Raw genomic sequence first — 15,078 nt, forward strand, 5'->3', positions numbered from 1 at the left:
ATGAAAACATACGATCGTAACCGTAACGCAATCACCACTGGCAGTCGCGTCATGATTAGCAACACCGGACTCACAGGCCGCATTACAGCGATAGATACCGATGGCCTGACCGCTGAGCAAATTCGCCGTGGCAAAACAGTGGCAATCGAAGGGTGTGAAGGCAAATATGCCCCACTCGAGTTGATTCGTTTGGGCATGAACTAATTGGTGTGAATGCCAGAAAACACTGCGCCATCTGGCCCGTTTAAAGCCAGATGGCGACATAAATGATGCCCTTCGTTACTTCAGTTTTGCTGCATACTTCGCAACCGTTGCCTTTGCCCCTTCAGCCAGTAAAGCAAGATAGGCTTCTGTGACCTGGTTTTTGAACAGTTCTACCTGCGGTAATTCGCGACCAAAAATGGCATCAATCGCCAGTAACGCCTGAACGCGCGCTTCCCCCTCATGACTACTGCGGACCGCAGTCTGGATCACTGGCAACAGCGGATCGCTGATTTCAATCGCCTGACCGTGTTCATCCACACCGCCGACATAGCGCATCCAGGCGGCTACGCCCAGTGCCAGCAGCGCAAAATGGCTGCCATGCGCAATGTGCCAACGAATTGAATCGAGCATACGCTGCGGCAGTTTTTGGCTGCCGTCCATCGCAATCTGCCAGGTACGGTGACGCAGTGCCGGGTTGCTGTAGCGCTCAATGAGCAGATCGGCATAGTGTTGCAGATCCACCCCTTTCACTTTCAGCGTCGGTGCCTGTTCCTGCAACATCAACGCTCGCGCGGCAAGACGATAATTCTCATCCTCCATGCAGTCGTTGATATGCTGATAACCCGCCAGATAACCAAGATAGGCAAGGAAAGAGTGACTGCCGTTGAGCATACGCAGTTTCATCTCTTCAAACGGAATCACATCCGATACCAGCTCCGCCCCGGCCTTTTCCCATGCCGGACGACCAGCGACAAAGTTATCTTCAATTACCCACTGACGGAACGGTTCACAGGCTACGCCTGCCGGGTCGCGTACCCCGGTGATGTGTTCAATTTTGTCCAGCGTATCCGGAGTAACCGCAGGAACAATGCGGTCAACCATTGTAGAGGGGAACGTCACATGCTGTTCGATCCACGTAGCCAGTTCAGCATCTACCGCCCGGGCATACGCGGTGACGACATTGCGCATAACGTGGCCGTTTTCAGGCATGTTGTCGCAGGACATCACGGTAAATGCGGCTAATCCCGCAGCTTTGCGACGCGCCAGGGCTTCAACCACCACGCCTGGCGCAGTTTTTGGTTGTTTTGGATTTTGCAGATCGGCGGCAATCATGGGGTTGTCTAACATCAGTTGACCCGTCGCCGGAGAGTGGCAATATCCTTTCTCGGTGATGGTGAGAGAAACGATCGCCACCTGCGGTTCACACATCGCAGCCAGTACGCTTTCCAGACCATCTACCTGCGCATGCAGCGCGTTTTTCACCACACCAACGACTCTGGCAGTCCACGCATCCGCAGACATCTCCGCAACGGTATACAAATTATCTTGCTGTTTCAGATCGGCAATCTGCTGCTCACCGCCAATCAGATTCACTTCGCAATAGCCCCAGTCACTGCCGTGTTCTGCAGCCAGGATGTCAGCATAAACACCCTGATGTGCGCGATGAAACGCGCCAAATCCCAGATGAACAATACGCGGGATCAGAATAGTACGATCGTAGTCAGGAAGCGCAGCCTTTGCCGCTAACAGCTTGTTTTGCATGGTATGACCTACTTATCAATGAAATCAGGATTGTCTCAGAGTAACGCCTGCAGGGTTGTATGTTTTGATTTGCATTAAGCTTTTTATGATTGGTATGACATCATTTAAAGCTGTGTAATAGCATGAACGGAGCATGACCGCCCCGCCCATGCTACAGCCAGGTCTTAGCTTGCCTGGGTCGCCGAGCAACGAACTTTATCCGTCTGACTCACTTCAGCGGCATCCTCAAGCACGCTCAGATCGCGGTCTTTGACCTCCGGCATCAACAACGCGGATACCAGACCGATCAGTGAGTAGGCAATAACCATCGCCAGAATTGGCCACCAGGAATTGGTCATGTTGCAGAAAATACCGGCCAGAACCGGCCCAAAACCAACGGCTACCAATCCGCCCGCCTCTTTTGAGATCGCCATTCGCGTAAACCGATTGCGGGCACCAAATATTTCAGCCATGGTGATATTTTCGAGAGCAAATAATCCCAACACAGCAAAGTTATGAATAACAATCAATGCTGACATGATAACGCCAGGGCTATACGTTTTATCCACTACAATAGACAACATCGGGTAAGCCAAAATAATGGCTGAGATATTGAGGATAATATATGGCAATCGACGGCCAAATTTATCAGACAACCAACCGAGCAGCGGTATGGTAATAAATCCCAGTACCGAGCTAATCATTAATGCATCAGTGGGAATTGATTTATCAAACAACAAAGTCTGCACTAAATAACCGGCGAGGAATGTCTGGATTAATCCTGAGTTTCCCGCCTGTCCAAAACGTAAACCGGTGGCCAGCCAGAAGGATTTACTGGTAAACATCGCGCCCAGCGTATTTTCCGACGAATTGTTTAATGCAGGCGCATTTTCCTCATTATTCACTTTCTCAAATACCGGACTTTCTTTGAGATTCATACGTAACCAGATGGCAAAGATCATCACCACAACACTGGCCAGGAACGGAATGCGCCATCCCCAGGCTAATAATTCTTCACGGTCAAGAGCAAAGAACATCACCGCCCAGATGGCCGTTGCGCTAAGGGTCCCACAGTTGGTACCCATGGCGACAAGTGAGGAAATAATCCCACGTTTTCCTTTCGGCGCATACTCGGCAAGCATAGTACCCGCCCCGGAGATCTCAGCCCCCGCGCCAAGTCCTTGCACAATACGCAGCGTCACCAGCAGTATGGGCGCAAAGATACCAATTTGCGCATACGTTGGCAGCACGCCGATTAATGTTGTACAAATCCCCATCATTGTAATCGTGATAAACAACACCTTTTTACGCCCGATGCGGTCCCCCATCTTGCCAAATATAAATGCCCCGACGATACGAGCAATATATCCTGCGCCGTAGGTTCCCATCGCTAAAATGAGGGCCATCGCCGCAGATTGTTCCGGGAAAAATATCTCATGGAATACCAGTGCGGCACCCAAAGAATATAACTGAAAATCCATAAATTCGAGCGCAGTACCTAACCATCCGGATACGGCGGCTCTGACCAGATCTGTGGTGGATCTTTCGTGTTTTTCTTGATTCATATTGGCTATCTCTTAGAGGTAAGATGCGTACCACTTACTCGCAGTTATTTATATTATTCAGTGAATGTGAGTAAAACTTTGCAGCAGTGCTGCTGATCTTTCTCAAACAATTCAATTGCGTCTGTAACGTGGTGATAGTCAAAAGTATGGGTAATAAGTTGATTAGGGTTAATAAGTCCGTTAACCAACCAATCAATAACAACCGGGAATTTATTGGCATTTAATCTTGAGGAATAAATTGAAAGTTCTTTCCCGGTAATACCCTGCTGAACAATCTGACAAGGTTCGCTGGAGAAGCCCATCAGAACAATTCGCGCGGCTGGCGATGCCAGCGTAATAGCCTCCTGTAAAATGGATGGATGACAGGCCGCATCTACGATGATCGTCGGCTTAAGCTCTTTTTCCGCCAGGAAATCGTGCAAAGATTGCTGACCGTTATTTATTACCCAGTCAGCACCGCACCGTTTCGCCATGCTCAGGCGTTCTTCTATTCTGTCGGTAATCACCACCGTTTTTACCTTATAGACACGTTTAAGCGCCTGTACGGTGGTCAGCCCCATAGGCCCTGCGCCATAAATCAGCGCAATATCATTTTCTGTGGGTTTAATTTGCCCGGTTACGTTCGCGGCGATGGTAAAAGGCTCGATCATGACGGCATGTTCATCTGGTACGGCATCGGGGATCGGCCAGGCATTTTTTGCCGGCACTACGGCGTACTCGCTAAAACCACCATCGCGATGAACGCCCAGCACCACCAGCGATGTGCAAACGTTGGGTTTACCTATCGAACAGGGATAGCAATGCCCGCAACTGATAACGGGATCAACGGACACTCGCTCACCTATTCGCGAACGATCGACACCTTCACCTACCGTATCGATCACGCCAAAAAATTCGTGGCCGATAACGCGAGGATATTGCGCAAATGGATTATGCCCGCGGTAAATATGGCTATCGGAACCACAAATTCCCGCCAGTTTTACCTTCACCCTGACCTCTCCCGCTGCTGGCTCTGGAACGGGCCGTTCGGCAATGACCAGCGTATTTGGTTTTTCAATCACAACACTTTTCATAGCAAATCACTCCTTACCAGTTCCACAACGTACCATCTTCCAGGCGAGCGACAGGCAGATATGCCGGGTCATACGGATATTTCGCGGCCAGTTTTTCGTCAAACTCGATACCAAGGCCTGGCTTATCGCCCGGGTGCATGTAGCCGTTATCAAAAGTCCAGTTATGCGGGAACACTTCCAGCATTTGCTCGGAATACCCCATATATTCCTGAACGCCGAAGTTCGGCACCCACAGATCAAAATGCAGTGCTGCGGCCATGCATACGGGTGACAGATCGGAAGGTCCATGTGACCCCGTGCGTACCTGATACAACGAGGCAAAATCGGCAATACGGCGCATACCGGTAATACCGCCCGCATGGGTAATGGTGGTGCGGATATAGTCGATCAACTGTTCTTCGATCAGTTGTTTGCAATCCCAGATGCTATTGAAGACTTCCCCTACTGCAATCGGCGTGACCGTATGCTGGCGGATCAGGCGGAAACACTCCTGGTTTTCGGCTGGTGTGGGATCTTCCATCCAGAACAGACGATATTGTTCAATGCTTTTGCCAAACCGGGCAGCTTCAATCGGCGTCAGGCGATGGTGCATGTCATGTAGCAAATGTTCGTTAAAACCAAATTTATCGCGAACGGCGGCAAACAGTTTCGGCGTGAAATCGAGGTATTTCTCTGTAGACCACAGCTGCTCTTCCGGCCACTGCCCTTTAGTCGCGGGTTCGTAGGCCAAACCTTTGCCTTTAGACATACCGTAAGTAGTTTTCATGCCCGGTACGCCGCACTGTACGCGAATCGCTTTAAAGCCCATCTCTTTATGTCGCGCGTAATCCTCCAGCACATCATCTACGGTATGCCCTGTGGTGTGGCAGTAAACCATGACCCCTTCACGCGACGCGCCGCCGAGCAACTGATACAACGGCATGTTCGCCGCTTTCGCTTTGATATCCCACAATGCCATATCCACTGCGGAAATCGCCGACATGGTGACCGGCCCCCGACGCCAGTACGCGCCTTTATAGAAAAACTGCCAGATGTCTTCGATTCGATGCGCGTCGCGTCCGATAAGTTGCGGACAGACATGATCTTTCAGATAGGACGCCACGGATAACTCGCGGCCATTTAAGGTGGCATCTCCCAGCCCGGTGATCCCGTCTTCTGTCGTTATTTTTAACGTAACAAAATTACGCCCCGGGCAGGTGACAAAAACTTCAGCCCCGACAATCTTCATTTTTTATTCCTTACATCTGTTCTTGTGATGCAGGAAATTTACTCAACTGAGCTACTACCATACAAGTATAAAGATCGAAAAAGCCCTCGTTGATCACAAAAAAGGCGCTATGCGCGCCCCCATCCAGCCACAATAATCAGCATCCCGCACAAAGCCACCAGCGCACCAGACCAGTCATACAGGCTGAGTTTTACGCCATCGACAAAGCGCAGCCATAGCAGCGCAGTGACAACATAAACGCCGCCATAGGCCGCGTAAACTCGCCCACTCGCGGCCGGATGCAGCGTCAACAGCCAGACGAATAAGGCCAGAGACACTCCGGCGGGTACCAACAACCACGCCGTCGCGCCTCGTTTAAGCCACAGCCAAGGTAAAAAACAGCCGATGATTTCGCATAAAGCAGTGACGAAAAAAAGAAAGGTAGTCTTCAGCATTGACGTTATTCAGTTATCTTCGGTTTAACCATGATACGACAGAATATCGCCAACGTATCCATATCCGCTCAGTGGGTATGCCCTGAAGCAGGAATAGTGTAGAATTTAACCCTGTTTTATCGTTTTTCCCTTTCTCATAAAAGGAATTCGCCATGAATATTACACTGACCAAACGTCTGTGTCTGACGGCTATGCTGACGCTTGCGGCGGCTGTGTACACCTCTTCAGCATTTGCTGAAACCAGTAAACTGGTCATTGAATCCGGGGACAGTGCGCAAAGCCGTCAACAGGCCGCCATGGAAAAGGAACAATGGAACGATACGCGCCAGTTACGTCAGAAAGTGAACAAGCGTACTGAGAAAGAGTGGGACAAAGCCGATGCGGCCTTTGATAGCCGTGATAAGTGCGAACAGAGCGCCAATATTAACGCCTACTGGGAACCTAACACCCTGCGCTGCCTCGACCGTCGTACTGGCCGTACCGTTGCACCATAATGACTATGCACCTTAAAGGATATTGCAAGGATACAATATGACTAGCGCCCTCAGTGTTAAGCTGCGCCCGCTGGAGCGTGAAGATTTACGTTTTGTCCACCAGCTTGATAACAACGCCAGCGTTATGCGTTACTGGTTCGAAGAGCCTTACGAAGCGTTTGTTGAGCTGTCAGACCTGTACGACAAGCATATTCACGACCAAAGCGAACGTCGCTTCGTGGTGGAATGCGAAGGTGAAAAAGCCGGGCTGGTGGAGCTGGTAGAGATTAACCACGTCCACCGCCGGGCTGAATTCCAGATTATTATTTCGCCTGAATATCAGGGTAAAGGTCTGGCTTCGCGGGCGGCAAAGCTGGCGATGGATTATGGTTTTACCGTCCTCAACTTATATAAGCTGTATCTGATCGTCGATAAAGAGAACGAAAAAGCCATCCACATCTACCGTAAACTCGGCTTTATGGTGGAAGGTGAACTGATTCATGAATTCTTTATCAACGGCCAGTACCGCAACACCATCCGTATGTGTATTTTCCAGCAGCAGTATTTGGCGGAACACAAAACGTCAGGTCCTAACCTGCTACAACCTACCGCTCAGTAAAGGCGACTAGTAGTAATCGATGGTGTTTTCAATCGAGTAATGATGTTCAACTGCTGGCTTCACGCTTTCGTCGACGATAACCAGCTGGCAGTTGACCGGGTTGGCGTAGTTATCGTACTTACACGTTTGCCTGACATTACCCAATGGATGATTGTTCAGCATACTCACCGCCGTGTAATCCAGCTTCTTCAGCGGATCAACCGACGGTTTGGCATCAACCTGTAAGGTATTGTCTTTACTGACAGTAGTTTTACCCAGCGGGTAGCCTTCCGCGTCATAGCGGTACTGGACTTTCATCTCTTTTCCTGTGGCGGAAACGACAAAGCCGTTATCGTCGGTATCCCACACCACACCGGCAGCAGGCAGTTCCGCTAGCTGGCATTTACCCTGCAAGCGGATCTTTTTTTCCAGCGTTTCGGCATCGCGATAGTAGTTGGCATCCAGAACCAGCGCCATGCCGGTATTGTTTTCGATATCGTGCAGTTCAAGCGTATCGAAACACCCTTCCTGCGAGAGCGTACCGACAACGCGCTTGGAAACTTCACCTTTATCATTAAGAAGCGTCTGACTGAAATCTTTCACTGGTCCACGCAGCGGATCGAAATCAAATTCATTGGAAAAACTCGCCATTTCCGGCGTAAAAGAAACCAGCCCTTTGGCGTTATCACACCCGACCAGTACGGCGCACAGGAAAACTAACAGGGTCTGTTTCTTCACATTTTTCACCTAGATAAGAAGATAATTCTCAATCATATTAGCAAATACAGTTATTTACACCAGAAATGCTACTCTTAGTTCATGTCGATCATAAAAGGAGCTGATGATGAAATACATAACAGGAATTGCCGCAATCTTACTGGTAGCTGCCTCCCCGCAAGTTCTGGCGGCGCCAGCGTCCTGCGAACGCGTTAAGAGCGATATTGAGCAGCGCATCATAAATAATGGCGTAGTGGAATCCAGCTTTACGCTGAGTATCGTCCCCAACGATCAGGCCGATCAACCTGATTCACTGGTAGTGGGGCATTGTGCAAACGATACGCATAAGATTCTCTATACCCGGACCAACAGTGGCAATGCCCCCGCCAATAGCACCCCTGCCCAGGACGGGCATGCTGCCGAGCCGCAATAAAATAAATAGTGCCCTCCGCTCGCGGAGGGTCGCTCCCTTTTGATATGCATTAAGGCGACATGCCTATAAGTGGGTAAACTCACTCCATTATTAGCATGCTATTAATTTCGTTATAGAAATTAATATATAGCGATAACTATAAAGGAGGGAGTTATGTCTGAAACTGAGCAATATGGAGGCATCAGCCGCAGGACGTTAGTGAAATCCTCGGCTATTGGTTCGCTGGCGCTTGCCGCAGGCGGACTCTCATTACCTTTCGGAATGCGCTCCGCAGCGGCTGCGGTACAACAAGCGTTACAACCAGCAGAAGAAAAAGTCGTTTGGGGGGCTTGTTCCGTGAACTGCGGAAGCCGTTGCGCCCTGCAACTTCATGTCAAAGATGATGAGGTCGTATGGGTAGAATCCGATACGACCGGGGATGATATTTATGGTCAGCACCAGGTTCGCGCCTGTTTGCGTGGTCGTTCTATCCGTCGCCGAATTAATCATCCGGATCGCCTCAACTATCCAATGAAACGCGTGGGTAAGCGCGGTGAAGGTAAATTCGAGCGCATAACCTGGCAGGAAGCCCTGGATACTATCAGCGCCAGTTTGAAAAATACCGTACAGAAATACGGTAATGAAGCCGTGTATATCAACTACACCTCTGGCATTGTCGGCGGCAATATTACACGCTCCTCCCCTTATGCCTCACTGGTCGCTCGCCTGAGGAACTGCTATGGCGGATTCCTGAGCCATTACGGTACCTATAGCACCGCGCAAATCGCGGCGGCAATGCCTTATACCTATGGCTCAAACGAAGGCAACAGTACCTCAGACATCGAAAACACGAAACTGGTGGTGATGTTCGGCAATAACCCTGCCGAAACGCGCATGAGCGGCGGCGGCATAACTTACTTTCTGGAGCAAGCCCGGGAGCGCTCAAACGCCCGGATGATCGTCATTGACCCCCGCTATACCGATACTGCAGCGGGTCGAGAGGATGAGTGGATCCCTATTCGTCCGGGCACCGACGCTGCACTCGTAGCGGGAATCGCCTGGGTCATGATTAACGAAGATCTTGTCGATCAGGCGTTTCTCGACAAATATTGCGTCGGTTATGACGAGAAAACCCTGCCCGCCGATGCTCCCGTTAACGGGCATTACAAAGCTTATATTCTTGGCAACGGTGATGACGGTATCGCCAAAACGCCACAATGGGCCTCACACATCACCGGGATCCCAGCCGAGCGCATAATCAAACTGGCAAGGGAAATCGGCAGCACTAAACCGGCGTATATTTGCCAGGGTTGGGGTCCTCAACGTCAGGCTAACGGTGAACTAACCTCACGCGCGATCGCGATGTTGCCTATTCTGACCGGCAACGTCGGCATCAACGGCGGCAATAGCGGCGCACGAGAATCAACCTACACCATCACGATTGAGCGCATGCCACTGCCCGAAAATCCCATCAAGACTCAGATATCCTGCTTTAGCTGGACCGACGCCATCGTCCGGGGCCCTGAAATGACCGCTACCCGCGATGGCGTTCGTGGGAAAGATAAGCTCGACGTGCCAATTAAATTTATCTGGAACTATGCGGGCAACACCATCACCAACCAGCACTCAGATATCAATAAAACGCATGAGATCCTTCAGGACGAGACGAAATGCGAAATGATAGTGGTCATCGAAAACTTCATGACATCTTCGGCCAAATATGCCGATATTCTGCTGCCTGATTTAATGACCGTCGAACAGGAGGATATTATTCCCAACGACTACGCGGGCAACATGGGGTACCTCATTTTTATTCAACCCGCGACGTCGCCTAAGTTCGAACGTAAACCGATCTACTGGATAATGAGCGAAGTAGCGAAACGTCTTGGCGACGATATCTACCAACGTTTTACTGAAGGCCGTACCCAGGAACAGTGGCTCCAGTATCTGTATGCAAAAATGCTGGCTAAAGACCCCGCGCTCCCTTCTTATGACGAGCTGAAGAAAATGGGGATCTATAAACGCAAAGATCCCAACGGACACTTTGTCGCCTACAAAAAATTCCGCGACGATCCGCAGTCCAACCCGCTCAAAACCCCCTCTGGCAAGATTGAAATCTACTCCAGCCGACTGGCGAAAATTGCCAACTCCTGGGAGTTGCAAAAGGATGAGGTGATAAGCCCACTTCCCATTTACGCCTCAACGTTTGAAGGATGGGACGATCCAAAACGCAGTTCATTCCCGCTGCAGTTGTTTGGTTTCCACTACAAATCCCGCACCCACTCCAGCTACGGGAATATTGATGTTCTCCAGGCATCCTGTCGCCAGGAAATATGGATCAACCCCGTCGATGCCCAAAAGCGGGGAATCAGAAACGGCGATATGGTGCGGGTCTTTAACGATCGTGGTGAAGTGCGTATCCCGGCCAAAGTGACGCCGCGGATCCTGCCCGGCGTAAGCGCAATGGGTCAGGGCGCATGGCACGATGCCGATATGGCTGGCGATAAAATTGACCATGGCGCCTGCGTCAATACGCTGACAACCCAGCGCCCTTCACCGCTGGCAAAAGGCAACCCACAGCACACTAACCTGGTCGAGATCGAGAAGGTTTAAGGACTAGCCCATGACAACTCAGTATGGATTTTTTATTGATTCCAGTCGTTGCACCGGGTGCAAAACCTGCGAACTGGCCTGCAAAGACTACAAAGATCTCACGCCTGAGGTGAGCTTTCGACGGATATATGAATACGCGGGCGGTGACTGGCAGGAGGATAACGGCGTCTGGCATCAGAACGTTTTTGCCTACTATCTCTCCATCTCCTGTAACCACTGCGAGGATCCAGCCTGCACCAAGGTTTGTCCTAGTGGGGCTATGCATAAGCGCGAAGATGGTTTTGTCGTGGTGGATGAAGACGTATGCATCGGCTGCCGCTACTGCCACATGGCCTGCCCATACGGCGCGCCGCAGTACAATGCAGCTAAAGGTCATATGACCAAGTGCGATGGCTGTCATGATCGCGTCGCCGACGGCAAAAAGCCTGTCTGCGTCGAGTCCTGTCCGCTACGCGCGCTGGACTTTGGTCCGCTTGATGAGCTGCGCAAAAAACATGGTGAGCTGGCGGCGGTTGCCCCGTTACCGGGCGCGCATTTTACCAGGCCGAGTATTGTGATTAAACCGAATGCCAATAGCCGCCCGACCGGGGATACCACGGGTTTTCTGGCTAATCCGAAGGAGGTGTAAAATGGGAAATGGATGGCATGAATGGCCGCTGGTCCTGTTTACGGTGCTGGGTCAATGTGTGGCCGGGGCGCTGATCGTGAGTGGGTATGGCTGGTTAACCACCAAAGACGATGTGGCAAAACAACGTATCGTGCGCAGTATGTTTTTTCTGTGGCTGGTAATGGGCATCGCCTTTCTCGCCTCAATAATGCATTTAGGTTCACCGCTACGCGCGTTTAACTCGCTGAACAGAATCGGCGCATCGGCGCTCAGTAACGAAATCGCCAGCGGTTCGCTGTTTTTCGCTGTTGGTGGCCTGTGGTGGCTGGTGGCGTTTCTCGGTAAAATGCCGGCGACGTCAGGTAAAATCTGGCTGCTGCTCAGCATGTTGCTTGGTCTGGTTTTTGTTCTGGCGATGACTAACGTCTACCAGATAGACACCGTTCCGACCTGGTATAATGGCTATACTACGCTGGCGTTTTTCATGACGATGTTGCTGAGTGGCCCGCTGTTTGCCGCCCTGCTGCTACGCGCTGCAAGCGTGTCGTTTAACGCCGCCAGATTCGCCGGAATCAGCATACTTGCCCTGCTGGTGAGTGTGGCCGTTATCGTTTTGCAGGGCGTATCGCTCAGCGAAATTCACAGTTCGGTACAACACGCCAGCGCTCTGGTTCCCGACTACGCAAGCTTACAGGTCTGGCGCATCGTGATGCTGGCTGCGGGGCTGGGTTGCTGGATATGCCCGCTAATTCGTCGCAAAGAACCGGCTGTCGGCGGACTGGCGCTGGGTTTAGTTTTCGTGCTTGCCGGTGAAATTATTGGCCGCGGTTTGTTTTATGGCTTACATATGACAGTCGGAATGGCTGTTGCAGGTTAATACTCGGGTGCGGGGCAACCCGCACTTTTCAGGATTGTTTGCATGACGCATTTTTCACAACGTGACAACTTCTCTACCGCGGCGCGCGTATTGGGTGCGCTGTTCTACTATGCGCCAGACAGTACAGAAGCTTCTGCGCTGGTCAGTGCGCTAAAAACCGATGGCTGGCAGGCGCAGTGGCCGCTTGAACCCACGGCCCTTTCTGCGCTGGCTGAACTACTGCAGAGCGAGGCTGATGAGCCGCTCCCGCAAGCCTGGCAGCGACTGTTTGTCGGCCCTTACGCGCTACCTTCTCCGCCCTGGGGTTCCGTCTGGCTGGATCGTGAAAATGTCTTGTTTGGCGATTCCACGCTGGCATTACGTGAGTGGATGCGGGACAACGGGATCCAGTTTGCCGTGCAGCAAAATGAACCGGAAGATCACTTTGGCGCGCTGCTGTTACTGACGGCCTGGCTTGCTGAAAACGGACGCCACACCGAGTGCGAACAGTTGTTAGCCTGGCATCTGCTACCGTGGTCAACGCGTTTCCTTGACGTGTTTATCGAACATGCGAACCACCCGTTCTACCAGGCTCTGGCAGAACTGGCGCGCCTGACGCTGGCAAAGTGGCGATCGCAATTATTAATTCCAGTAGCCGATAAGCCTTTGTTTCGTTAATGTCGCCACAGGCAGGATGTATCCTGCCTGCATAATACCGTTGCGCACGCTGAGCTTTTGCTTCTGTTGCCAAATAGCCGCAAAATAAAGCCTCTGAATTTCCCTGTCTGGCCACTCATGCACCATTTACATGCTTATCCTGACCTGCGCGCTATGTTTCGCCGCCTGCTGATCGCCGCGCTGATTGGTATCCTTGCCGCGTTGGCCGTCGCAGGCTTTCGCCATGCCATGTTCCTTCTTGAATGGTTGTTCCTGAGCAACGACACCGGGAGTCTGGTCAATGCGGCGACAAATCTTTCTCCGTTAAGACGCATGCTGACGCCCGCGCTGGGCGGCCTGGCAGCTGGCTTACTGCTCTGGGGTTGGCAAAAATTCAACCGTTTACGACCACAGGCTCCCACAGATTACATGGAAGCCCTGCAAACGGACGGTCAATTCGACGTCAGCGCCAGCCTGGTAAAGTCACTGGCATCGTTACTGGTTGTCGCCAGCGGCAGTGCTATCGGGCGTGAAGGTGCCATGATTTTGCTGGCGGCGCTGGCCGCGTCCAGCTTTGCTCAACGTTTCACACCGCGCGCCGAATGGAAATTATGGATCGCCTGTGGAGCGGCAGCAGGTATGGCCGGCGCGTATCATGCCCCGCTGGCGGGCAGTTTATTTATTGCTGAAGTCCTGTTTGGCACGATGATCCTCGCCTCGCTGGGACCGGTGGTGGTATCCGCCGTCGTCGCCTTGCTGACCACCAATGTACTGAGCGACAGCAATGCGTTGCTCTATGCCGTGCACTTCACACGGGAACTGCATGTGATGGAATACGCTATGATTGTCAGCACAGGTCTGGTTGCCGGCGTCTGCGGTCCGTTGTTTATGTGGTTGATGACCGCCAGCCATAACGGTTTTTTGCGCTTAAAACTCTCGCCACCGTGGCAACTGGCGCTTGGCGGGCTGATCGTTGGCCTGTTGTCGCTGCTCACTCCTGCCGTTTGGGGAAATGGCTACAGCGTGGTGCAGTCATATCTGCTCTCGCCACCGCTATTGACCGTGGTTAGCGGGATCTTTATCTGCAAATTACTGGCGGTGCTTGCCAGCAGTGGCTCCGGTGCGCCGGGCGGGGTGTTTACGCCAACGCTGTTTGTCGGTCTGTCTGTTGGCATGCTGCTGGGACGGACGTGGGGATTATGGCTTCCGGGTCCGGATGAAATTGCCATTCTGCTGGGATTAACGGGGATGGCCACGCTACTGGCAGCAACCACGCATGCGCCAATTATGTCTACATTGATGGTTTGTGAAATGACCGGGGAGTATCGCTTGCTCCCCGGATTACTGATCGCTTGCGTGGTGGCGTCAGTGCTGTCGAGAACGTTACGCCAGGACTCTATCTACCGACAGCACGCTGCCAAGCATTGACAGACGGATATACTGTGACAGCTCTCGCTGCTCTGCGCGAGGCAGATACGGCAGTTCGCCGATTAGCGGCGCAGGTAATTTTTTGCTCAGCACGTCAATGATTTCCGCATAATGCGCCAGCCCAGGGTTGATTCGGTTTGCGACCCAGCCAAGCAGCGGCAATCCGTCGCTGGCGATCGCCTGTGCGGTAAGAATGGCATGATTAATACAACCTTCCTGGATACCCACCACCATCAGCACCGGCATTTGTTCCTGTACCACCCATTCAGATAGCGGGCGCAGATCGTTCATCAGACTCCGCCAGCCGCCGGTACCTTCCACGACAACGTGATCGACTTTATCGCTCAGGCTTGCGAGACCGTTGGATAGCAAGGTGTAATTGACGGGACCACTATGCGCTACGCTGCTTTCGTCCTCGCTCAGCGCAATCGGGTTGACCGCCTCATACGGCAGTTCGATAGATGAAACACTTTGCAGCACCAGCGCATCTTTGTTACGCAAACCTTCAGGTGTCTCCTTACTTCCTTTGGCTACCGGTTTGTAGCCCGCGACACTTTTACCCCCTGACGCCAACGCTTGTAGTAATGCGCGGGAAACCACGGTCTTCCCAACAGAAGTGTCTGTACCTGTAATAAAGAAACGCTTCAGCATCACTAACTCCACCGTTATGCTTTGAAAATATAAGTCAGGAA

At 51.9% G+C, this 15,078-nt stretch carries 16 protein-coding genes; 9 read left to right on the forward strand and 7 right to left on the reverse strand.

Annotation, left to right across the window (positions count from 1 at the left end; genetic code table 11):
* A complete protein-coding gene (gene ydfZ / locus ICA20_RS13125) occupies positions 1–204 on the forward strand; it encodes a putative selenium delivery protein YdfZ (RefSeq protein ID WP_038640526.1) in 204 nt (67 codons plus the stop codon).
* Between the two features lie 75 nt (positions 205–279).
* Here the strand turns inward: ydfZ and ICA20_RS13130 are convergent, their stop codons facing one another.
* From ICA20_RS13130 to ICA20_RS13150, 5 genes are all read right to left on the reverse strand, one after another.
* Positions 280–1,746, reverse strand: coding sequence for a mannitol dehydrogenase family protein (locus ICA20_RS13130; protein ID WP_038640524.1), 1,467 nt, complete (start codon positions 1,744–1,746; stop codon positions 280–282).
* A 164-nt stretch (positions 1,747–1,910) separates the two neighbouring features.
* Positions 1,911–3,290 carry an MFS transporter gene (locus ICA20_RS13135; protein ID WP_038640521.1) on the reverse strand — a complete coding sequence of 460 codons (1,380 nt, stop codon included), beginning with the start codon at positions 3,288–3,290 and terminating at the stop codon, positions 1,911–1,913.
* 53 nt (positions 3,291–3,343) lie between these two features.
* Positions 3,344–4,363 carry a Zn-dependent oxidoreductase gene (locus ICA20_RS13140; protein ID WP_038640519.1) on the reverse strand — a complete coding sequence of 340 codons (1,020 nt, stop codon included), beginning with the start codon at positions 4,361–4,363 and terminating at the stop codon, positions 3,344–3,346.
* A 13-nt stretch (positions 4,364–4,376) separates the two neighbouring features.
* A complete protein-coding gene (gene rspA / locus ICA20_RS13145; RefSeq protein ID WP_003832907.1) occupies positions 4,377–5,591 on the reverse strand; it encodes a starvation-sensing protein RspA in 1,215 nt (404 codons plus the stop codon).
* Positions 5,592–5,698: 107 nt separating this feature from the next.
* Entirely contained in the window at positions 5,699–6,025 is a 327-nt protein-coding gene (locus tag ICA20_RS13150; protein WP_038640517.1) for a YnfA family protein, read from the reverse strand.
* A 152-nt stretch (positions 6,026–6,177) separates the two neighbouring features.
* Here ICA20_RS13150 and ICA20_RS13155 point away from each other — a divergent pair, with 152 nt between their 5' ends.
* Positions 6,178–6,519: a DUF1283 family protein gene (locus ICA20_RS13155; RefSeq protein WP_038640515.1), complete on the forward strand. Its 342-nt coding sequence runs from the start codon at positions 6,178–6,180 to the stop codon at positions 6,517–6,519.
* 37 nt (positions 6,520–6,556) lie between these two features.
* Entirely contained in the window at positions 6,557–7,117 is a 561-nt protein-coding gene (speG, locus tag ICA20_RS13160; protein WP_038640513.1) for a spermidine N1-acetyltransferase, read from the forward strand.
* 6 nt (positions 7,118–7,123) lie between these two features.
* On the opposite strand, the gene ICA20_RS13165 is transcribed toward speG, so the two are convergent.
* Positions 7,124–7,834, reverse strand: a complete 711-nt coding sequence (locus ICA20_RS13165) for a YnfC family lipoprotein (RefSeq protein ID WP_038643159.1) — start codon at positions 7,832–7,834, stop codon at positions 7,124–7,126.
* A 103-nt stretch (positions 7,835–7,937) separates the two neighbouring features.
* Between ICA20_RS13165 and ICA20_RS13170 the strand changes: the two genes are divergently transcribed.
* The 6 genes from ICA20_RS13170 (at position 7,938) to clcB (ending at position 14,386) form a co-directional block, all read left to right on the forward strand.
* Positions 7,938–8,246: a DUF1161 domain-containing protein gene (locus ICA20_RS13170; RefSeq protein WP_129694949.1), complete on the forward strand. Its 309-nt coding sequence runs from the start codon at positions 7,938–7,940 to the stop codon at positions 8,244–8,246.
* A gap of 153 nt (positions 8,247–8,399) precedes the next feature.
* On the forward strand, positions 8,400–10,838 hold the full coding sequence (gene ynfE, locus ICA20_RS13175; protein WP_038640509.1) for a selenate/tellurate reductase subunit YnfE: 2,439 nt from the start codon (positions 8,400–8,402) through the stop codon (positions 10,836–10,838).
* Between the two features lie 10 nt (positions 10,839–10,848).
* Complete coding sequence (locus ICA20_RS13180) at positions 10,849–11,466, forward strand: DMSO/selenate family reductase complex B subunit (RefSeq protein ID WP_038640507.1); 618 nt, start codon at positions 10,849–10,851, stop codon at positions 11,464–11,466.
* A 1-nt stretch (position 11,467) separates the two neighbouring features.
* Entirely contained in the window at positions 11,468–12,322 is an 855-nt protein-coding gene (locus ICA20_RS13185; RefSeq protein WP_038640505.1) for a dimethyl sulfoxide reductase anchor subunit family protein, read from the forward strand.
* A gap of 42 nt (positions 12,323–12,364) precedes the next feature.
* On the forward strand, positions 12,365–12,979 hold the full coding sequence (gene dmsD / locus ICA20_RS13190; protein ID WP_038640503.1) for a Tat proofreading chaperone DmsD: 615 nt from the start codon (positions 12,365–12,367) through the stop codon (positions 12,977–12,979).
* A gap of 117 nt (positions 12,980–13,096) precedes the next feature.
* Positions 13,097–14,386 carry a voltage-gated ClC-type chloride channel ClcB gene (gene clcB / locus ICA20_RS13195; RefSeq protein ID WP_038640501.1) on the forward strand — a complete coding sequence of 430 codons (1,290 nt, stop codon included), beginning with the start codon at positions 13,097–13,099 and terminating at the stop codon, positions 14,384–14,386.
* On the opposite strand, the gene bioD is transcribed toward clcB, so the two are convergent.
* Positions 14,342–15,037, reverse strand: a complete 696-nt coding sequence (gene bioD, locus ICA20_RS13200) for a dethiobiotin synthase (RefSeq protein ID WP_038640499.1) — start codon at positions 15,035–15,037, stop codon at positions 14,342–14,344. The two genes, clcB and bioD, sit on opposite strands and share 45 nt — an antisense overlap.
* Between the last annotated feature and the right edge of the window lie 41 nt (positions 15,038–15,078).

This window comes from Citrobacter sp. C5_2 (assembly GCF_014596845.2).
GTDB classification, from domain to species: Bacteria; Pseudomonadota; Gammaproteobacteria; order Enterobacterales; family Enterobacteriaceae; genus Citrobacter; species Citrobacter werkmanii.